Source organism: Streptomyces sp. NPDC051578 (assembly GCF_044454045.1).
GTDB lineage: Bacteria > Actinomycetota > Actinomycetes > Streptomycetales > Streptomycetaceae > Streptomyces.
Genome location: NZ_JBITDH010000009.1, coordinates 130,676 through 150,372, shown reverse-complemented (window position 1 = coordinate 150,372; position 19,697 = coordinate 130,676). Strand labels below are relative to the sequence as shown.

At 73.7% G+C, this 19,697-nt stretch carries 18 protein-coding genes; 8 read left to right on the top strand and 10 right to left on the bottom strand.

What is annotated here, in order from left to right; all coding sequences use genetic code 11:
* Positions 1-13: 13 nt before the first annotated feature.
* Positions 14-1,327, bottom strand: coding sequence for an MFS transporter (locus ACIA6C_RS28690; protein ID WP_399280176.1), 1,314 nt, complete (start codon positions 1,325-1,327; stop codon positions 14-16).
* A gap of 71 nt (positions 1,328-1,398) precedes the next feature.
* Positions 1,399-2,439 carry a hypothetical protein gene (locus tag ACIA6C_RS28685; protein WP_366080102.1) on the bottom strand — a complete coding sequence of 347 codons (1,041 nt, stop codon included), beginning with the start codon at positions 2,437-2,439 and terminating at the stop codon, positions 1,399-1,401.
* Positions 2,440-2,535: 96 nt separating this feature from the next.
* Between ACIA6C_RS28685 and ACIA6C_RS28680 the strand changes: the two genes are divergently transcribed.
* The gene (locus tag ACIA6C_RS28680) at positions 2,536-2,988 is read left to right on the top strand and encodes a DUF4442 domain-containing protein (RefSeq protein WP_190186993.1); all 453 of its coding nucleotides are present in this window, start codon (positions 2,536-2,538) and stop codon (positions 2,986-2,988) included.
* A 201-nt stretch (positions 2,989-3,189) separates the two neighbouring features.
* Entirely contained in the window at positions 3,190-3,858 is a 669-nt protein-coding gene (locus ACIA6C_RS28675) for a DedA family protein (RefSeq protein WP_399280174.1), read from the top strand.
* A 53-nt stretch (positions 3,859-3,911) separates the two neighbouring features.
* Here the strand turns inward: ACIA6C_RS28675 and ACIA6C_RS28670 are convergent, their stop codons facing one another.
* Positions 3,912-4,457, bottom strand: a complete 546-nt coding sequence (locus ACIA6C_RS28670; protein ID WP_399280172.1) for a gamma carbonic anhydrase family protein — start codon at positions 4,455-4,457, stop codon at positions 3,912-3,914.
* 130 nt (positions 4,458-4,587) lie between these two features.
* On the opposite strand from ACIA6C_RS28670, the gene ACIA6C_RS28665 reads away from it, so the two are divergent.
* A complete protein-coding gene (locus ACIA6C_RS28665; protein WP_399280170.1) occupies positions 4,588-5,352 on the top strand; it encodes an acyltransferase in 765 nt (254 codons plus the stop codon).
* A 161-nt stretch (positions 5,353-5,513) separates the two neighbouring features.
* Here the strand turns inward: ACIA6C_RS28665 and ACIA6C_RS28660 are convergent, their stop codons facing one another.
* Positions 5,514-6,380, bottom strand: coding sequence for an EamA family transporter (locus ACIA6C_RS28660; RefSeq protein WP_399280168.1), 867 nt, complete (start codon positions 6,378-6,380; stop codon positions 5,514-5,516).
* Positions 6,381-6,515: 135 nt separating this feature from the next.
* On the opposite strand from ACIA6C_RS28660, the gene ACIA6C_RS28655 reads away from it, so the two are divergent.
* Entirely contained in the window at positions 6,516-7,112 is a 597-nt protein-coding gene (locus ACIA6C_RS28655) for an XRE family transcriptional regulator (protein WP_399280234.1), read from the top strand.
* A 9-nt stretch (positions 7,113-7,121) separates the two neighbouring features.
* Here ACIA6C_RS28655 and ACIA6C_RS28650 read toward each other — a convergent pair whose 3' ends face one another.
* Both ACIA6C_RS28650 and ACIA6C_RS28645 read right to left on the bottom strand, forming a co-directional pair.
* Positions 7,122-7,526 carry a CoA-binding protein gene (locus ACIA6C_RS28650; RefSeq protein WP_399280166.1) on the bottom strand — a complete coding sequence of 135 codons (405 nt, stop codon included), beginning with the start codon at positions 7,524-7,526 and terminating at the stop codon, positions 7,122-7,124.
* 100 nt (positions 7,527-7,626) lie between these two features.
* A complete protein-coding gene (locus ACIA6C_RS28645; RefSeq protein WP_399280164.1) occupies positions 7,627-8,154 on the bottom strand; it encodes a DUF3887 domain-containing protein in 528 nt (175 codons plus the stop codon).
* A 136-nt stretch (positions 8,155-8,290) separates the two neighbouring features.
* Between ACIA6C_RS28645 and ACIA6C_RS28640 the strand changes: the two genes are divergently transcribed.
* The 3 genes from ACIA6C_RS28640 (at position 8,291) to ACIA6C_RS28630 (ending at position 13,211) form a co-directional block, all read left to right on the top strand.
* Positions 8,291-8,917 (top strand): YigZ family protein, encoded by a 627-nt coding sequence (locus tag ACIA6C_RS28640; protein ID WP_399280162.1) that lies wholly within the window; start codon positions 8,291-8,293, stop codon positions 8,915-8,917.
* 116 nt (positions 8,918-9,033) lie between these two features.
* A complete protein-coding gene (locus ACIA6C_RS28635) occupies positions 9,034-10,203 on the top strand; it encodes an exonuclease SbcCD subunit D (RefSeq protein WP_399280160.1) in 1,170 nt (389 codons plus the stop codon).
* Positions 10,200-13,211 (top strand): AAA family ATPase, encoded by a 3,012-nt coding sequence (locus tag ACIA6C_RS28630; protein ID WP_399280158.1) that lies wholly within the window; start codon positions 10,200-10,202, stop codon positions 13,209-13,211. The genes ACIA6C_RS28635 and ACIA6C_RS28630 overlap by 4 nt, the downstream gene beginning before the upstream one ends.
* Positions 13,212-13,254: 43 nt before the next feature.
* Here the strand turns inward: ACIA6C_RS28630 and ACIA6C_RS28625 are convergent, their stop codons facing one another.
* Entirely contained in the window at positions 13,255-13,701 is a 447-nt protein-coding gene (locus ACIA6C_RS28625; RefSeq protein ID WP_399280157.1) for an Lrp/AsnC family transcriptional regulator, read from the bottom strand.
* A 94-nt stretch (positions 13,702-13,795) separates the two neighbouring features.
* Between ACIA6C_RS28625 and ACIA6C_RS28620 the strand changes: the two genes are divergently transcribed.
* Positions 13,796-14,332 carry a rhodanese-like domain-containing protein gene (locus ACIA6C_RS28620; protein ID WP_399280155.1) on the top strand — a complete coding sequence of 179 codons (537 nt, stop codon included), beginning with the start codon at positions 13,796-13,798 and terminating at the stop codon, positions 14,330-14,332.
* A 166-nt stretch (positions 14,333-14,498) separates the two neighbouring features.
* Here ACIA6C_RS28620 and ACIA6C_RS28615 read toward each other — a convergent pair whose 3' ends face one another.
* From ACIA6C_RS28615 to ACIA6C_RS28605, 3 genes are all read right to left on the bottom strand, one after another.
* Positions 14,499-16,205, bottom strand: a complete 1,707-nt coding sequence (locus ACIA6C_RS28615) for a DUF885 domain-containing protein (protein WP_399280153.1) — start codon at positions 16,203-16,205, stop codon at positions 14,499-14,501.
* A 119-nt stretch (positions 16,206-16,324) separates the two neighbouring features.
* Positions 16,325-17,752, bottom strand: a complete 1,428-nt coding sequence (locus ACIA6C_RS28610) for a GNAT family N-acetyltransferase (RefSeq protein ID WP_399280151.1) — start codon at positions 17,750-17,752, stop codon at positions 16,325-16,327.
* A gap of 267 nt (positions 17,753-18,019) precedes the next feature.
* Positions 18,020-19,618 (bottom strand): alkaline phosphatase D family protein, encoded by a 1,599-nt coding sequence (locus tag ACIA6C_RS28605; protein ID WP_399280149.1) that lies wholly within the window; start codon positions 19,616-19,618, stop codon positions 18,020-18,022.
* Between the last annotated feature and the right edge of the window lie 79 nt (positions 19,619-19,697).

Here is a 19,697-nt window from a genome sequence, read left to right as displayed (position 1 = left end):
CCCCGGCCCGGCGTCACACGGCAGCGGGCTCGGCTGCCGGGGAGGGGGCCGTGGAAGGGGAAGGCGCCGAGGAGGGCGCCGGTGCCGGGTTGCGGGTCAGGCGGCGGACGTCCGGCGCGGCGAGGACCACCGCGGTGGCCAGGACCACGAGCGTCGCGCAGCCCCACAACGCCTGCGTGCGGCCGAAGGCCGTCTCGGCCGGACCGGCCAGGGCGGTGGCCAGCGGGACCATCGACACCGAGCCGAACCAGTCGTACGCCGATACGCGGGAGAACTTGTCCTCCGGTATCTCCTGGTGCAGGGTCGTCATCCAGTTCACGCCGAATACCTCGATCGCCACACCGCTGACCAGCATCACCGCACACAGCCCCCAGGCCGGCAGCGGCACCGCCAGCGCCGCCGAGGGAAGGGCCATCGGGAACACGCACAGCGTGCCGACGAGCAGCAGCCGGCGCGGCTTCCACACGGTCATCAGGACGGCCCCGCCGATGGTGCCCACGCCGAAGAAGGCCAGGGCCACGCCCCAGGGAGCGGGGCCGCCCAGCCGGTCCCGGGCGACCAGCGGTCCGTAGACCGCCTCCGCCGCGCCCACGACGGCGACGACCACCGAGAACTGGAGCACGATCCGCCACAGCCAGGGGCGGCTCCTGAACTCGACCCAGCCTTCGCGCAGATCGGCAAGCAGACCTCCGCCGGGAGCCCGCCCGGCGATGTGGCCGACGCGCAGGAAGGCCCGTAGCGCACCGGCGACGGCGAAGGCCGCGGCGTCCACCACCAGGACCCAGCCCGGGCCGATCGCGGCGATCATGGCGCCGCCCAGGGCGGCGCCGCCGATGCCCGCACCGTTCATCGCCATCCGGAACAGGGCGAAAGCGCGGTTCGCGTGCTCGCCCGAGACGCTCGACAGCAGCATTCCCTCGGCGGCCGGGTTGAAGAAGGCGGTACCCGTGCCACAGAGCGCGGTGAGCAGCATCATCTGCCACAGCTGCGGGTCGCCGGAGAGCACGAGCGCCGCGAAGGCGGCCTGGGAAAGGCAGTTGAGGGCGTTGGCCGCGACCATCACCCGGTGTCGCGGCAGCCGGTCGGCCAGCGCGCCGCCGATCAGGAGGAAGAGGACGAGCGGCAGCGTGCGGGCCGCCGCCACCAGGCCGACGTCGCCCGCGCTCCCGCCGGAGTCGATGACCGCGAAGGCGGCGGCGATGAGCGCCCCGTGGCTGCCGAGGTTGGTGACGACGGCGGCGCCCGTCAGCAGGGCGTAGTTGCGCCCGGCCCATGCGGGCAGACGGCGGTCGGGTACGGGGGACGGGGCGGCCGGGGGAGAACTCACCCAGGGACTATCACCCCCCCCGGGCCGGGAAACCAAACGGATTCCCGGCCCGGGGCGGGGTCGACCGCAGATCAGCTCCCGGTGAGGCGGACCGAGCTCATGATCTTCTCGTACGTCTCCTTGGAGACCTCGCCGGGGACGCCCGCGACCGCGTAGAGCACCCAGACCGCGAAGTCACCGTTGGCGATCTTGTAGGCGAAGGCGATGCTCTTGCCGTCGGAGTCGCACTTGCTCTTCTTCGGCAGGCCGGTGGCGGTGGCCGTGGAGAAGCTGCCCTTGAGGCCGGAGAGGGTCGTGAAGTCCTTGGCGTCGGTGGACTTGACCGTCTCCTTCGGGTTCGGGGAGTCCTGGGCGTAAGCGGCGTACACCCAGTTCTCGGCGGCGATCCGCGCGGCCTCGGCGGTGTCCTTGGCGCCCTGGGCGCCCTTGGCGCCGGTGCCGGCCAGCTCGGTCTTCTCCTCCTTGCCGTCCTTGTTGGAGTCGACCTTGCACCAGTCCTCCTTGTAGAAGGCGGGTGCGGTCATCGTGACGAGCGGGGAGCCGTCGCCCTTCTTCGAGTCCTCGAAGCCGCTGCTGACGCCCGAGCTGGCGACCGTCCAGTCCGGCGGTACGTCGAAGGCGGTGCCGTGCAACGGGTTGATGACGACCTTCCAGCCCGGGATCACCGGCTTGACGTCGCCGCCGGCGCGCGGGTTCCCGGTCGGGGCGGGCGGGGCGGCCGACTTGGTGGCGGGCGGGGACGAGACGGCGACCGGTTTGTCGTTGGCCTGGACCGTCTTCTTGTCCCGGGTGAGGACGAACGTCCCGGTGGCGGCCGCGGTCACGACCACCGCGGCGGCCGCGACGATGGCCACCGTCTTCGTGGAGTACGGGCTCCTGGCGCGGGCCGTCGACTGCGCCACCGTCTGGGGCTGACCCCACGGCTGGGCGGGCGGGGGCGGCGTCTGGTAGCCCGCCTGCGGGTACCCGTAACCGGGCTGCGGCTCACCGAATCCCGGTTGCGGCTGCTGCTGGTACGGGTTCGGCTGTCCCGGCTGCTGCTGGTACGGGTTCTGTTGCGCGTCCTGGGGGTTCGGCTGTCCCCCGGGCGGCTGCTGCTGTCCTGGCCACATGGCCGGTAACGATAGTGGGAGGGGGTGGGGGTGGCCACGGCCGCCCCCTCGGCGGGTCTGGCCAACCGGCCTTACTCGTGGGTAACATCGCGTCCCATGAGCGCAGAACAGATGAACGTGGGCGAACTGCTCGCCGCGACCGTGCCGATGGCCCGCACCCTGAACCTCCAGTTCCTGGAGACGACCCCGGAGCGCGCCGTCGTCCGGCTGCCCGACCAGCCCGACTTCCACAACCACGTCGGCGGTCCGCACGCGGGCGCGATGTTCACCCTGGCCGAGTCCGCGAGCGGCGCCATCGTCCTCGCCGCCTTCGGGGACCAGCTCTCGCGCGCCGTGCCGCTCGCCGTCAAGGCCGAGATCGGCTACAAGAAGCTCGCCAAGGGCGTCGTCACCGCCACCGCCACCCTCGGCCGCCCGGCCGCCGAGGTCATCGCGGAGCTCGACGCGGGCGGCCGCCCCGAGTTCCCCGTCACCATCGCCATCCAGCGCGAGGACGAGGCCGTGACCGGAGAGATGACCGTGGTCTGGACCCTGCGGCCCAACGCGTAGCCACCGGGTGACGACGCGCCGTCGTCCTGTGACCCCGAGCGGCACACCCGGGTGCGGGGCGCCGTCCCGCGCGCCGTGCATGTGTCGGTTGTTCACCTCGGGAGCCGCCGCTGAGCGGGAAGGCCGTGGCGGCGAGCCGATAGGCTGCGTGTTCGGCGTGTCACAGGGGGCGCGCCGGAGACGACTCTGGAGGACGTACCGGTGCACATCCAGGAATGGCTGGAGACGATCCCGGCGGTCAGCGTCTATCTCCTGGTGGGGCTGGTCATCGGGCTGGAGAGCCTGGGCGTTCCACTGCCCGGTGAGGTCATCCTGGTCAGCGCCGCCCTGCTGGCGTCGCAGCAGGGGCACATCGACCCGGTGGTGCTGGGGCTGTGCGCCATCGCGGGCGCCATCGTCGGCGACTCCATCGGCTACGCGATCGGGCGGCGGGGCGGCAAGCCGCTGCTGGAGCGGCTCGGCCGGCGCTTCCCCAAGCACTTCGGACCGCAGCACGTGGCCCTGGCGGAACGCTCCTTCGAGAAGTGGGGCATGTGGGCCGTCTTCTTCGGGCGGTTCGTGGCCCTGCTGCGGATCTTCGCCGGACCGCTGGCGGGCGTGCTGCGCATGCCGTACTGGAAGTTCCTGATCGCCAACGTGCTCGGCGGGATCCTCTGGGCCGGCGGTACGACCGCCGTCATCTACACCGTCGGGATCGTCGCCGAGCCGTGGCTCAAGCGGTTCTCCTGGCTGGCGCTGGTGGCGGCCCTGCTGATCGGCCTCGCGGTGACCCTGGTGCTGCGCGTGCGGATGCGCAAGGCGGCGGCCGCGGCCCGCGAGGCCGAGAACGAGCCCGCGGCCGCTCCGGCGCCGGCGGCGGTCTCGGACTGAGACCGGCGACGAGCCGGCCGGGCCGGTCCGGCGCCGGTGGTCGGTGCGCCTCGCTACTCCTTCGGGCCCACCGAGGCGCGGTGCTGGTCGGCGAGCCCGGTGTACATCAGGGCGTTGACCCGGATGCCCTCGCGCTCCTCCTCCGTCAGCTCCCGCCGCACCTTGGCGGGAACCCCCGCGACGAGCGAGCCGGGCGGGACCACCATGCCCTGCGGGACCAGCGCCTGGGCCGCCACCAGCGAACCGGCGCCGATCACCGCGCCGTTCAGCACGGTCGCGCCCATGCCGATCAGGCAGTCGTCCTCGACGGTGCATCCGTGCACGACGGCGTTGTGCCCGATGGAGACGCGCTCCCCGATGGTGACCGGGAACCCGGGGTCGACGTGGAGGGTGCAGTTGTCCTGCACGTTGCTGTCGGCGCCCAGCGTGATCGGACCGCAGTCGGCGCGCAGCACCGCCGAGTACCAGACGCTGGAGCGGGCGCCGAGGGTGACGTCGCCCACCACCACGGAGGTCGGCGCGGTGAAGGCCGACGGGTCGACGACCGGCTGCTTACCGCCCACGCCCCCCACGAGTGCCCGGGCCGCCTGCTGTGTCATGTTCTGTCCCTCGTTCTCTGTTCTCCACCGGTGCCGCGCTCAGAGCACGGTAGGACACCCGCCCGGAGCCTGCGGTGATGGGGTGAAGATCACGGCGCGGTTCCGGCGCGCGGCACGCTACGGTTGCCCGGTGCCGAAGAACCAGAACACGTTCTCATCCCTGCGCCGCCGCGTGGCCAACCGCGCCGTCCAGGCCGGGTGGCGCTGGATGCAACAGGCCGGCGCCGTGACCGCCGGGACGCCCGGGCGGCTGCGCTTCGGCGCCATCGGCGAGGGGACCCGGCTCGCCTTCCCGCAGGGCACCGTCTTCGGGGAGCAGTGGATCCGCCTCGGCGAACACTGCATCATCGCCGAGCAGGTGACCCTGACGGCCGGGATGATGCCCGACCTGGACCTCGGCCCGGACCCGGTGCTCGTGCTCGGCAACGGGGTGGTCCTCGGCCGTGGCAGCCACGTGATAGCCGACACCCGGATCAGCATCGGCGACGACACCTTCTGCGGGCCGGGCGTGTACATCACCTCCACCAACCACAGTTACGACGACCCGCACGAGCCGGTCGGCCGGCAGTGGCCCCGCAGCTCGCCGGTGGAGATCGGCCCCGGCTGCTGGCTGGGCACCGGGGCCGTGATCCTGCCGGGCGCGCGGCTGGGCCGCAACGTCGTCGTCGCGGCGGGAGCCGTCGTGCGGGGCGAGGTGCCCGACCACGCGGTGGTGGCCGGGGCCCCGGCGCGCATCGTGCGGCGGTGGGAGCCCGAGACGGGATGGCAGCCGCCGCTGCGCACCCCGGCGCCGGTACCGATCGCCGACGGCATCACACCGGAGCAACTGCGCGGTCTCGCCGCCCTGGCGGCGGCCGAGGCGGAGGCGGGGCGGCTCAGCCCGGACCGGGCCTGAGGTCAGTCCCGTAACCCCCGGCGGGCGCGCGGCGCCGGCTACGGCGCCTCGCCGCGTTGTCGGAATCCCCCGCATATACCCGGTAGGAGGACGGCCTTCCGCCTTGCGACGCACCGCATGTGACGCCGCGCGCCGACCCGCCGCGGACGACGGGACAGGCCTTACCCGGCGGCGAGCAGGACGGTGCCCGCGAGCGCGAGGCCCGCTCCGGCGGCCTGGACCGGACGCAGGCGTTCCTTGAGGACGGCGAAGGCGGCGAACGCGGTGACCACCGGGTAGAGCGAGGAGAGCACGGCGGCCACCGTGACCGGGCCGCTCTGCGCGGCGACGGAGTACGTGCCGTTCGCCGCGACGTCCGCGAGGCCCACGAAGGCCAGCGCCGGCAGGAGGCCCCACAGGAGCCGCGCGCCGCTGCCCTGCGGCAGGGCGGGCGTTCCCCGGCGCACCTGCACCCACAGGGCGGTGCCGCCCGCGGCCACATTGGTCACGCGCTGCACGAACAGGGCCAGGAAGAGCCCGGTGACGGTGTGGGAGGCCTCCGCGATCAGGGCCATCACCGCGCCGAAGCCGAAGGCCGCGAGCAGGGTCAGCAGGACGGCCCGGCGCTGGACCGGCGCCCCGCGCAGTTCCGGGCCGCCGGCCAGGATGATGCCCACGACGGCCACCGCGATCCCGGCGAACTGGCCGGGGCCCGGGCGCTCGCCCAGAGCCAGCCCGGCCCCGACGGGGACGACCACGCCCAGCGAGCCGAGCGGGGAGACCACGCCCATCGGCCCGAGGGCCAGCGCCTTGTAGAAGCTGAGCATCGCGACCGGGCCGACGAGCCCGGCGGCGACCGCGAACCACAGCTGCGGCCCCGTCTCCTGCCAGGCGTCGGTGGCGAGGACCACGCAGCCGAGCACCACGACGGCGACCACCTGCGAGACCACCACCACCGTCAGCGCCGGTATGCGGCGCGTCAGCAGCCCGCCGCCGAAATCGGCGAGGCCCCACAGCAGGGCTGTCGCCAGGGCGAAGATGACGGTCATGCGGAGACCTCGCAGTACAGTGTCTTGAACGGTGGAGTGCAGCGTCGAGTACACCACACCGTAGTTCAGTCTGCTGGACTGCGTCATCCAAAATATTGGACGCCACATTTGTTGGACGCCGAAGCTGGGGGAATGGTGTCGGACCTGGAACAGCTCACGCAGGCGCTCGGCCGCAACCTCCGGCGCTGGCGCGGTGAACGGGGTTTCACCCTCGAAGCGCTGGCCGCGCGGGCGGGGGTGAGCCGCGGAATGATCATCCAGATCGAGCAGGCCCGGACGAACCCCAGCGTCGGCACCACCGTCAAGCTGGCCGACGCCCTCGGCGTCAGCATCACCACCCTGCTGGACCGCGACCGCGGCCCGCGGGTGCACCTGGTGGAGCCCGGCCAGGGAGTGCGGATGTGGTCCACGGCCGGCGGCAGCGGCGCGACCATGCTGCTCGGCGACGACCGGCGCGGCCCGCTGGAGGTGTGGGCGTACCGGCTGGAGCCCGGCGAGGGCACGGCGTCGGACCCGCACCCGGCGGGGACCCTGGAGATGCTGCACGTGACGGCCGGACGGCTCACCCTCACCGTGGACGGCGAACCCTACGAGGTGCCGCAGGGCGGGGCGGTCTCCTTCGAGGCGAACGTCCCGCACGAGTACCGCAACGACGGCGCCGAGCCGATGGAGATGACGATGGCGGTCTCGATCCCGCCGGTCAGCGGGCACGAGCCGGCGCCCGCCCACTGAGGGCCGTCGCTACAGGACGGGGATCTCGATGGCGGGGCAGCGGTCCATCACCATCAGCAGACCCGCCTCGCGCGTCCGCGTCCAGGCCGCCTCGTCGATCACCCCGAGCTGGAACCAGACCGCGTTCGCGCCGATGGCCACCGCCTCGTCGGCGACCGCGCCGGCGAGGGAGCTGTTGACGAAGACGTCGACCACGTCCACCTCGAACGGGATGTCCGACAGCGACGCGTACCCCGGCTCGCCGTGCACCGTCTCCGCCTTGGGATGTACGGGAACCACCCGCTTCCCGAACCTCTGCAGCACCCGCGCCACCCCGTACGCCGCCCGCCGCTCGTTGGTGGACAGCCCCACCACGGCCCAGGTGTCACCGGCTTCGGTGAGGATCCTGCGGATGGTCTCCTGGTCGCCGTACACGCGCACCGCCTCCTGACGCTCGCCGGACCGGCTCGTACCGGCCCGCACGGGGATCAACAGGGAGGGCGCGTGGCCGATTCCCCGGCCTGCGGGACGGCCCTCAGGGGACCGGAACTCCCGTGCGCAGGAAGAACAGGCCCACGATCTGTCCCTCGGTATTGAAGGTGACGCGGAAATCCCCGGGCCGCTTCGCCATGTGCAGCGGGACGTCGACCACGTTCCCATTGCCCGACGCGACCTGTTTCGGGTCCCCGTGCGACTCGAAGCGACCGAACGCCTTTTGGTAGTCGTTCCAGGACTTCGCGAGGAATTCCGGAGTGGCCTGTCCGCGAAGGGCCTCGTCGAAACGGGCCGAGACGGCGGTGAAGTCCCCTCGTGTCACCTCGTCGAAGGTGTCGAGGGCGAGCCGCTGGTAGTCGGGCCGGGCCGGAACCGTCACGGCGGCCGGGACCGTCACGGGGGCCGGGACGGCGGCGCCCTCGACGGCGCGGGCCTGTGCCAGACCCGGAACGGAACCGCCGACCGGCACCAGTGCCTGGGAAGCCAGTAGGGCCGCCGGCGCGGCCATGAGGAGCCGCCGCCGCCACGTTCCGCCGCGCGTCCTGTCCTTGCCGGGAAGCAAAAACATGGATTTCCCCTTCCCGCATTCGAGAGGGCCGGATGCGTTCACCGTAGATCGCCCGAATGGCGGGCGCATTTCGGCCGTCCTGCTGCCCGGCGGCCGACTGGTCGGCCGGTTCCCGGCCACCGCTTAGGGTGGAGCGGTGAAGGCAGACCAGTACGTGACGGTGGCCCGGGAGGGCGTGCACGAGGCGGAGATCAACCGCTCACGGTTCCTGTGCTCGCTCGCGCCGGCCGCGACGGAACAGGAGGCGCAGGAGTTCATCGCGCGCGTCCGCAAGGAGCACCCCGCCGCCACCCACAACTGCTTCGCCTACGTGATCGGCGCCGACGCCTCGGTCCAGAAGGCCAGTGACGACGGCGAGCCCGGCGGCACCGCCGGGGTGCCCATGCTCCAGATGCTGACGCGGCGCGACGTCCGGTACGCGGTCGCCGTCGTCACCCGCTACTACGGCGGCGTCAAGCTGGGTGCGGGCGGGCTCATCAGGGCCTACGGAGGGGTCGTCGGCGAAGCGCTCGACGCGCTCGGCACCGTCACCCGACGCCGCTACCGGCTGGCCACCGTCACCGTCGACCACCAGCGGGCCGGCAAGACCCAGAACGACCTGCGCTCCACCGGCCGGACCGTCGTCGACCTGCGCTACGGCACCGACGTGGAGATCGAGGTCGCCCTCCCGGAAGCCGACCTCCCCGCCTTCGAGGCCTGGCTGGCCGACAGCACCGCCGGCAGCGCCACCCTCACCCTGGGCGGAGAGACGTACGCGCCCTGAGCCGCACGCCCGGTCTCGCCGGAGCGGCCGTGGCGGCCCCGGCGACGGGTTAGCGTAGTGGGGGCAGTGGGCCGGAGGACGACCAGGGGGACGGGCATGCGCGGCGAGGCCGGCGAGTGAAGTTTCTGCACACCTCCGACTGGCACCTCGGACGGTCCTTCCACCGCGTCAACATGCTCGGAGCCCAGGCCGCCTTCATCGACCACCTCGTCACGACCGTCGAGGAGCACCGGGTCGACGCCGTCCTCGTCGCCGGGGACGTCTACGACCGGGCCGTGCCCCCGCTGCCCGCCGTCGAGCTGTACGACCGGGCCCTGCACCGGCTCGCCGCCCTCGGCGTGCCCACGGTGATGATCTCCGGGAACCACGACTCCGCCCGCCGTCTGGGGGTCGGGGCCGGGTTGATCGAGGGGGCCGGGATATTCCTGAGGACCGATCCCGCCGGCTGCTCGGACCCCGTGGTGCTGGCCGACGTACACGGGGACGTGGCGTTGTACGGGTTGCCCTATCTGGAGCCGGCCCTGGTGAAGGAGGCCCTCGGCGCGACGAAGGTCAGCCACGAGGCGGTGCTCGGCGCCGCCATGGACCGGGTGCGCGCCGACCTCGCGGGCCGGGCCCCCGGGACCCGCTCCGTCGTCCTCGCCCACGCCTTCGTCACCGGCGGACAGGCCAGCGACAGCGAGCGCGACATCACCGTCGGCGGAGTGGAAGCCGTGCCCGCGGCCGTCTTCGACGGGATCGACTACGCCGCCCTCGGCCACCTCCACGGCTGCCAGAAGATCAACGAACGGGTGCGGTACTCGGGTTCCCCGCTCGCCTACTCCTTCTCCGAGGCCGACCACCGCAAGTCGATGTGGCTGATCGAACTCGGGGCGGCCGGGGAACTCGTCACCGGCGAGCGGATCGACACCCCCGTACCGCGCGCCCTCGGGCGCCTGCGCGGCCGGCTGGAGGAACTGCTGGAGGACCCGGCCCTCGACGCCCACGAGGACCGCTGGATCGAAGCGACCCTCACCGATCCCGTCCGCCCCCAGGACCCCATGACCCGCCTCGCCGCCCGCTTCCCGCACGTCCTCAGCCTCGCCTTCGACCCCGAGGGCCGCGAGGAGGACGGCGCCGCCTCCTACGCGCAGCGCCTGAGGGGCCGCAGCGACCAGGAGATCGCCGAGGACTTCGTCGCGCACGTCCGCGGCGGCGGCCACGCCGACGACGCCGAACGGGCCGTGCTGCGGGGCGCCTTCGACGACGTGCGCACCCGGGCCGTGAGCCAGGAGACCCCGCGATGAGGCTGCACCGGCTCAAGGTCACCGCCTTCGGGCCGTTCGCCGAGCCCCAGGAGATCGACTTCGACGCCCTCTCCGGTGCCGGGATCTTCCTGCTCCACGGGCCCACCGGCGCGGGCAAGACCTCCGTGCTCGACGCCGTCTGCTTCGCGCTCTACGGGGCCGTGCCCGGCTCCCGCCTCCCCCACCTCACCAGCCTGCGCAGCGACCACGCCGCCCCCGACACCGCGACCGAGGTCACCCTCGAACTCACCGCCGGCGGACGCCGCCTGGAGATCACCCGGCGGCCCGAGCAGGAGCGGCCCAAGAAGCGCGGCAGCGGCACCACCAAGGACCGCGCACAGAGCCGGCTGCGCGAACGCGTCGACGGCGCCTGGCAGGGCCTCAGCCGCTCCCACCAGGAGATCGGCGAGGAGATCGAGCAGCTGCTCGGCATGAGCCGCGAACAGTTCTGCCAGGTCGTGCTGTTGCCGCAGGGCGAGTTCGCCCAGTTCCTGCGCGCCGGCGCCGAAGCCCGCGGCCGGCTCCTCGGGCGGCTCTTCGACACCCGCCGCTTCGCCGCCGTGGAGACCCTGCTGGCCGAGCGGCGCCGGGAGGCCGAGGCCAAGGTACGCGCCGGCGACGAGAAGGTGCTCGGTGTCGCCCAGCGCATCGCCCAGGCCGCGGGCGACAGCGCCGACCTGCGCGCCTGGCCGCTGCCCCGCCACCAGCCGGGCGAGCCCGGACTCGCCGAGGCCGTCCGCGCCTGGGCGGCGGTGGCACGCTGCGCCGCCCGGGAGCGGCTCACCGTCGCCGAGTACGCGCTGGCCGCCGTGGAGAGCCGGTACGCGGCCGCCCGGCGGGCCGCCGAGGAGGCGCGGGAACTCGACCGGTTGCAGCGCCGCCACGCGGAGACCGCCCGCCGGGTCGCCCTGCTCGAAGCCGCCGCGCCCGAACGGGAGCGGGTGCGCGCCCTGCTCGACCGGGCCCGCCGGGGCGCCCTCGTGGCCCCGGCCCTGGAACTGCGCGGGGCCGCCGCCGCCGCGCACCTGACTGCCACCCACGCCCAGACGCTCGCCCTCGCCGAACTCCCGCCCGCCCTCGCCGAAGCCGGAGCCGAGCAGCTCGCCGCCACCGAGCAGCGGCTGCGGGAGGAACTCGGCGCGGTCGGAGCCGCCCGGCGCGCCGAGCAGCGCAGCGCCGCCATCGGCCGCGAGCGGGCCACGCTGGAGCGCGAGTCCCGCGACGACGAGGAGCAGCGCCAGGAGTCCGCCGAGTGGCTCGCCCGCTGGGAGGGCACCCGCGCCGAGCTGGCGGGTCACGTGGAAGCCGCCCAGCAGGCCGCCACCCTCGCCGAGCAGCTCGCGGCCCGGCTGGAGCCCGCCCGGCTGCACCTGAACGCCGCCCGGCGGCGCGACGCCCTGGCCGCCGAGGCCGAGGTCGCCGACGCGGCCCTGCTGCGGCTGCGTGAGGAGTCCACCGCCGCGCGGGAGGACTGGCTGGAGCTGAAGGAGGCCCGGCTCAGCGGGATCGCCGCCGAACTGGCCGCCGCCCTGGTGGCGGGGGAGCCCTGCAAGGTGTGCGGGTCGGCGGAGCACCCGCTCCCCGCGCGTCCGGCCCCCGGACACGTCGACCGGGCCGCCGAAGACGCCGCCCACGCCCGCTTCGAGCAGGCCGAGGAGCGGCGCGGCGCCGCCGAACGGAAACTGGCCGCGCTCCGGGAGGCCGAGGCCGAAGCAGCGTCCGCCGCCGGGGACGCCACCACGGCCGAACTCCTCGCGCTCACCTGCGACCTGAGTGCCCGTCACGCCGCCGCCCACGCGGACGCGGCGGGGCTGCACACCGCCCGGGAGCGCCTGGCCCGCGCCGAGCGCGAGTACGCCGCGCGCAGCGCCGACCGGCTCGACGCCGAACGCCGGGCCGCCGCCAGGGCCTCGCGGCGGGAGGCCCTGGACCGCGAACAGGCAGCGCTGGAGGCCGAGCTGACCCTCGTACGGGGCGACGCGCCCAGTGTGGCGGCCCGCGCCAGGGTGCTGGAGGACCGGGTCCGGATCGTCACCGCGGCCGCCGCCGCGCTGCGGCGCGCCGACGCCACCGCCGCCCGGCTCAAGGAGGCCGACGACCAGCTGGCCGACGCCGCGTTCAAGGCGGGGTTCGACACCACCGGCGCGGCGGCCGACGCGGTGCTGCCGGAGTACGAACGCACCGCCCTCCAGCACCGGTTGGACGCCTGGCAGGCCGAGGAAGCCATGCTGGCCGACCGGCGCGCCGAGCACGACGCCACGGCGGCGGCCGCGCTGCCGCCCGCCGACCCGCAGGGCGCCGAGCAGTACGCGGCCGCGGCGGCGGCGAAACTGAGGGAAGCGGGCTCGGCCGTCGACGCCGCCCGCGTGAGCTGCGCCGAACTGGACCGGCTCTCGCAGCGGGCGGAGCAGGAACTGCGGGCCCTGGGCCCGTTGCGAGAGGAGTACGACCGGGTGGCCCGGCTGGCCGGCCTCACCGCGGGTACCTCCGCCGACAACGAGCGCAAGATGCGACTGGAGTCGTACGTACTGGCCGCGCGCCTGGAGCAGGTCGCCGCCGCCGCGACGGTACGGCTGCTGCGCATGTCCGGAGGCCGCTACACCCTGGTCCACTCCGACGCGCGGTCCGGCGGACGGGGCCGCTCGGGCCTCGGGCTGCACGTCGTGGACGCGTGGACGGGCAGCGAGCGGGACACCGCCACCCTGTCCGGCGGCGAGACCTTCTTCGCTTCGCTCGCCCTCGCGCTGGGGCTGGCCGACGTGGTGACCGACGAGGCGGGCGGCATGCGCCTGGACACCCTCTTCATCGACGAGGGCTTCGGCAGCCTCGACGACCAGGCACTGGACGAGGTGCTCGACGTGCTGGACTCGCTGCGGGAACGGGACCGCAGCGTCGGCATCGTGAGCCACGTCGCCGACCTGCGGACCCGGGTCCAGGCCCAGCTGGAGATCGTCAAGCAGCGCGGCGGCTCGGTGGTGCGCCACCGGATGGGGAGTCCGGCGGGCTGAACCGCTGCCCGCTGCCCGCTGCCCGCTGTGCGCTGAGCGCGGCTCACGGACTCAGCGGCCTGCGGGGGAGCGGGGAGGAGTAGACGATGCTGGTGGTGACCGGGCCGAGGCCGGAGATCCGGCCGGTGACCTCCTCCAGGTGCGACATCGAGCGTGCCGCGACCTTGAGGACGAAGCAGTCGTCGCCCGTCACGTGGTGCGCCTCCAGGATCTCGGGGGTCGCCTCCAAGAGGTCGTGGAACGGCTTGTAGTTGCCGTGCGGGTAGCGCAGCCGGGTCAGCGCGAGGATCGACTTTCCGAGCTTCTCCGGGTCCACCACGGCGGTGTAGCCCGTGATGACGCCGGCCTCCTCCAGCCGCCGCACGCGTTCGGTGACGGCGCTGGCGGACATCGAGACGGTACGGGCCAGATCGGCGAAGCTGGCGCGGCCGTCGGCCTGGAGGGCCTGCAAGATCCGCCAGTCGGTGGCGTCGGGGGAATAGTCGCTCATGCTGCGTGTATAGCAGGGGATTCCCCGGTGGAACACGGGGAAGGCCGCGGAATTGTGCTTCCGGGGCCGTCGGACGGCTCGTAGATTCTGAGCCATGACGACGATTCAGGCCCAAGCCACCGCGACCGCAGCCACTACTGCCCCTGCCGCCCCCGCCAACCCCGTGCTCCGGGTACCGCCGGCCAGTCCGGCCGCGGCGGCCGCCTACTTCGCGGCGAGCCTCGCCTTCCACGCGGACGTGTCCGACGTCGCTGCCGCCTTCAAGGCCCACCGGGAGCAGGGGGCCGAACTCGGTTTCCAGCTCATCGACTCTCGCTCCACGCCCTCCTGGGACCAGGCCCACGTGCCGGGCGCGATCCACCTGCCCACCGCGCTCATCCCCGAGCAGGCCGAGCGGCTCCTGGACAAGGACATTCCGGTGGTGACGTACTGCTGGGGCCCCGGCTGCAACGGTGCGACCCGTTCCGCCCTGGCCCTCGCCGAACTGGGCTTCCGGGTCAAGGAGATGCTCGGCGGGATCGAGTACTGGATCCGCGAGGGCTTCGAGGTCGAGACCTGGCAGGGCAGCGAGCAGCGAGCCGAGGCCGACCCGCTGACCGCCCCGACCGACTCCGACGACTGCGGCTGCTGAAACCGCCGTCCCGGCTGGAACCCGCGGGCGGGCGGGCCGGAGCGGTGGCCGGAACGGGCCGGAGCGGTGGCCGGAACGGGCCGGAGCGGTGGCCGGACGGGCCGGAATAGCGGGCCGCTCGCCCCACGGGGGAGGCGAGCGGCCCGTCTTGACGGGCCGGCTCCGGTCAGAGCCTCGACAGCTCGTCCACCAGCGCGTCCAGCCCGAGCGAGCCCTGGGACAGCGCCGCCATGTGCCACGCCTTCAGGTCGAAGGAGTCGCCGTGCGCGGCGCGCGCGTTGTCCCGGCCCAGCAGCCAGGCACGCTCGCCCAGCTTGTAGCCGATCGCCTGTCCCGGCATCGACAGGTAGCGCGTCACCTCGCTCTCGATGAAGTCCGCCGGCCGGCCGCTGTGCAGGCCGAAGAACTCCTGCGCCAGCTCCACCGTCCAGCGCTCGCCGGGGTGGAACGGCGAGTCCGCCGGGATCTCCAGGCCCAGGTGCATGCCGATGTCCACGATGACGCGGGCGGCGCGCATCATCTGGCAGTCCAGGTAGCCCAGCCGCTGCTCGGCGTCCCGCAGGTAGCCGAGTTCGTCCATCAGCCGCTCCGCGTACAGGGCCCAGCCCTCGCAGTTCGCGCTGACCATACCGACGCTCGCCTGGTAGCGGGAGAGCCGGTCCGCCACGTGCGTCCACTGCGCGAGCTGGAGGTGGTGGCCCGGAACCCCCTCGTGGTACCAGGTGGAGACCAGGTCGTACACCGGGAAGCGGGTCTGGCCCATGGTCGGCAGCCAAGTGCGCCCCGGGCGCGAGAAGTCCTCGGACGGGCTGGTGTAGTACGGAGCCGCCGCGCCACCCGACGGGGCGATCATGGACTCCACCTTCTTGACCCGCTCGGCGAGTTCGAAGTGCGTGCCGTCGAGGTTCTCGATGGCCTCGTCCATGAGGCCCTGGAGCCAGGCCTGCACCTCCTCGACGCCCTCGATGCGGGTGCCGTGCTCGTCGAGGTGCTTGAGGGCCTCCCAGGGGCCGGCGCCCGGAAGGATCTTGGCCGCTTCCGCCTTCATCTCGGCCAGCAGGCGGTGGAACTCCGCCCAGCCGTACGCGTAGGCCTCGTCGAGGTCCAGGTCCGTGCCGTTGAAGTACCGCGCCCAGCGGGCGTAGCGCTCGCGGCCCACGGTGTCCGGGCGGCCTTCGACGGCGGGGGCGTACACGTCGCGCATCCAGTCGCGCAGCTCCACGACGGCGGCGGTGGCCCCGGCCGCGGCCTTGTCCAGCTCGGCGCGCCGGCTCTCGGGACCGTCGGTGACGAATGCGCCGAAGAAGTCCCGCTCGCCGTCGGTGTCCTGGCCCGCCCAGGTGGTGAGCTGGCCGACGAAGGTGGCGGTGGCGCGGGGGCCGGCGTACAGGCCGCGCTCCAGGCCGAGCGCCAGGCTTTCGCGGTAGCCGGCGAAGGCCTCGGGAACCGCGCGCAGCCGCTGGGCGATCGCGGCCCAGTCCTCCTCGGTCTCGGCCGGGGTCAGGGTGAAGACCTCGCGGACCTCGTGCGCCGGGGAATGGATGTTGCTGACCGTGCGCAGGTCCTCGTGGGCCTCGTATACGGCGATCTCCGCCGTCAGGCGCTCGCGCAGCAGCCGGCCGCAGCGCCGCTCGGCCTCGGAGTCCGCACCGGGCACCCGCTCGGCGGCGTCGAGCCGCGCGAGGGTGGCCCGGGCGAGGTCGGCGACGGCCGCGCGGCCGGCCGGGGAGTAGTCGGGGAGCTCGCCGGAGCTGGCGGTGACACCGAGGTAGGTGCCGATGACCGGGTTGATGGCGATCAGGTCGTCTACGTAGGCGTCTGCGACCTGGCGGGGAAGCCTGGTGGCGCTGTCACTGTGGAGGGTGTCTGACATGCGGCCATCTTCGTACGGGGAACCTCCCCGCGTCATCAGCGTTCGCTCTGGGCCTGCTTACGCGGGAAGGCGGCCCCGGGGTGCCGGGGTCCGCCTTCCACGCGGTGCCGCGCCGCCGCTCAGCCCTGGTGGCGCATCCCGTACGCGGGCCGCTCGCGCGGGACTTCGTACGGGAGCCGGGAGGTGACCGGTGTCGCGCCCAGCCGGGCCGTGATCACCAGAGTGCCCTCCTCGATCTGGTAGTCGAGGGGAAGGCCGAGGCCGCGCATCGCGGCGACCATGCCGGTGTTGGAGGCCTGGGTGACGGCGTACACGCTGTCGCAGCCGGCTTCGACGGCCATCGCGATGAGGCGGCGCAGCAGCTCGGAGCCGATGCCGCGGCGCTGCCAGTCGTCCTCGATGAGCAGCGCCACCTCGGTCTCGTCACCGTCCCACAGCAGGTGTCCGAGGGCGACGAGCTTGCCCGACGCGGTGGTGGCGGCGAGGGTGCGGCCGAAGCGGGGGCTCAGCAGGTGTCCGAGGTAGCGGTCGGCGTCGGCGACCGGGCCGTGGTAGCGCAGGCCCAGCGTCCGCTCGGAGCAGCGGTCGTGCATGGCGCGGGCGGCGGCCCGGTCGGAGCCGTCGGCGCGGCGCACGGTGATCTCGTTGCCCTCGGGCAGCGTCAGTACGTGCTGGTTGCGCGGGACGCGCGGGCCCAGGCGGGCGTCGAGTTCGACCAGGGCCCGGGCGCGGGCGAACTCGGTGGGGGTGAAGGGGAGGTAGGGGCGTTCGACGGTGATGGCGCCGCCCGACGGGTCGCGCAGCCGCATCACCGTCGCCTCCAGGACCCCCTCGACCGGGGCGTCGGCGCCCGCGTTGGGGCGCCCGGAGAGGGTGGTCGCGGGGATGGAGTGGATGGTGCAGCGGCCGAGCAGCTGGCGCAGGGCCAAGGGGAGTTCGGCGGCGTCCAGGGCGGTGCGGGTGGCGAGGCCCAGTACCCGGGTCGGGGTGTCCACCAGGTCGTGGGCGTCGGCGCGCTCGATCCAGGTGCTGCGGCCGCCCGCGCCGGAGATGGCCCGGGTCAGGTCGGCGGAGGGCAGCTCCTGCGGGGCGCGGAGCAGGAACTCGTCGACGGTGCCGCCTTCGGGCAGCGGGTGGGTCTGGAGGGTCAGGATGTCCACGCCGTTGCGGGCGAGGGCCGAGCAGAGCGCGGCCAGGCTGCCGGGCTCGTCCCGCACCGTCGTCCGCATCCGCCACAGGGCGGATGCGGACGTGGTGGCCGTCGGGGCGGTGCGCGCGGCGGCCCGGCCGCCCGGATCGGGGTGCGCCGGGCCCGGCGGCGGCGCGTGGCTGTGGCGGCGTGCCCACCAGGTGTGGAACGCCGTCGTGACCAGCAGTGCGACGGCCGAGATCACCAGCAGGGCGGGGCCCCCGGGGCCGTGGGCGACGAGATTGGCGATGCCGTCGGCGACCGCGACGGCGCAGAACAGGGCGGCGAGTTCGACGACGTCACGGCGCCAGTGGTGGCGGTGGGGACGCTGGGCGGAGTCGGGGTTACGGTCAGTCATGCACACCACTGTGGCGCAGGGGTGTTGCGTGATCGCGAACGATCTGTGACCGACTGGTTAAGCGTGGATCTGGTGGGTCTGGCCGTCATGGCCCTCTTGGCCGGTTCAGCCGGTTCGGGTGAGCTGCCCGGTTCGGGCCGGTTTCCCGGGCCGGGGCGGAGGGGGGCCGCTGCGACCTCCTGGGCCTGGGAACTGCCACCACCCCGGGCCCGGGACACTGCGACCGTCGTGCGCGCGAGTCGCTGCGACCGTCGTGGCCGGGAGCCGTTACGACTGTCCCACGCGCCCCGGCTGGAGCGTCGTGGTGAAGAGTACGCCGCCCCCCTGGCGGCGCAACCGGACGGTGAGCTCGCCGCTGCCGCCGTCGATCGACACCTCTCCGTAGTACGGGGGGTTCTCCGCCGGCGACATGTTGGCGATCGGCGCGGACTGTACGTACGCCGTTCGCGGGCCGAAGGTGGCGTCGAGCCGGCCGGCCGGGAAGCCGCCCGCGCCGATGGGTCCGGAGACGAACTCCCAGAACGGCGCGAAGTCGGTGAAGGCGGCCCGCTCCGGCGCGTAGTGGTTCGCGGCCGTGTAGTGGACGTCGGCGGTGAGCCACAGGGTGCCGGTGATGCGCTGGTGCTTGATGTGGCGCAGGAGTTCGGCGATCTGGAGCTCACGCCCGAGCGGTGCGCCCGGGTCGCCCTGCGCGACCGCCTCGAAGTTCGCGGCGCCGTCCGGGACGACGATGCCCAGCGGCATGTCGGCGGCGATGACCTTCCAGGTGGCGCGGGAGCGGGACAGCTCGCGCTTGAGCCAGGCCAGCTGCTCCGCGCCGAGGATGCCGACGGGGTCCTGGGTCTGGGTGCCGGGGGAGTTGGCGTCGCGGTACGTGCGCATGTCCAGGACGAACACGTCGAGCAGCGGGCCGTGCCGCATCACCCGGTACATGCGGCCCTCGGCGCGGCCGCCGCGCAGGTCGGTGACGGGGAAGTACTCGCCGAAGGCCTGCCGCGCCCGCGCGGCGAGGGTGTCGACGTCCTTGACGGTGTAGCGGGAGTCCTCGAGGAGCTGCCCCGGGTACCAGTTGTTGCGCACCTCGTGGTCGTCCCACTGTGCGAGCACCGGCACCTGCGCGTTGAATTCCCTGAGGTTGTGATCGAGCAGGTTGTAGCGGAAGTTCCCGCGGAACTCGGCCAGCGTCTCGGCAACCTTGTCCTTCTCCGCGGTGGTGACGTTGCGCCACATACTGCCGTCGGGGCGCGCCACGGAAGCCTGGATCGGGCCGTCCGCGTAGATCGTGTCGCCGCTGAACAGGAAGAAGTCCGGGTCGCGCAGTCGCATCTCCTCGAAGACCCGGTATCCGCCGAGGGCGGGGTTGATGCCCCAGCCCTGGCCGGCGAGGTCTCCGGACCACAGGAAGCGCACGTCGTCGCGGCGCGAGACGGGTGTGGTGCGGAAGGTGCCGCGGACCGGTTCGCTCGTACGGCGCGGGTCGGCGGGGTCGGCGAGCAGCACGCGGTAGTGGATCTGGCGTCCGGGGGGCAGGTCGCGCAGCGAGGTGGTGCCGGTGAAGTCGGTGCCGGGCCCGAGGAAGGGGCCCTCGTGGCGGCGCACGCCGTAGCGGAACGAGTCGCTCGGGGAGGTCTCGACGTACATCCGGGCGGGGCGGTCGGAGCGCGTCCAGACCGTCGCGGAGTGGGCGGTGATCTCGCCGGACTGGGCGCCCCAGAGCGCGCTCGGCCGGCCGGACAGGGCGAGGGCCGGCGCCTTGCGGGTGGCGGCGAACGCCGGTGCGGCGAGCGCGCCGGACAGGGCGAGGCCGACCGGGACGGCGAGTGAACTGCCGAGCAGGGACCGTCGGGTGTGCGGCGTGGGTGCCATGGTGCGTCTCCAGGGACCGGCGGGGGGTGGGCCGGACCAGTGTGCCGACGCACACCGGCCCGGCCGCGTCGCCCACGCG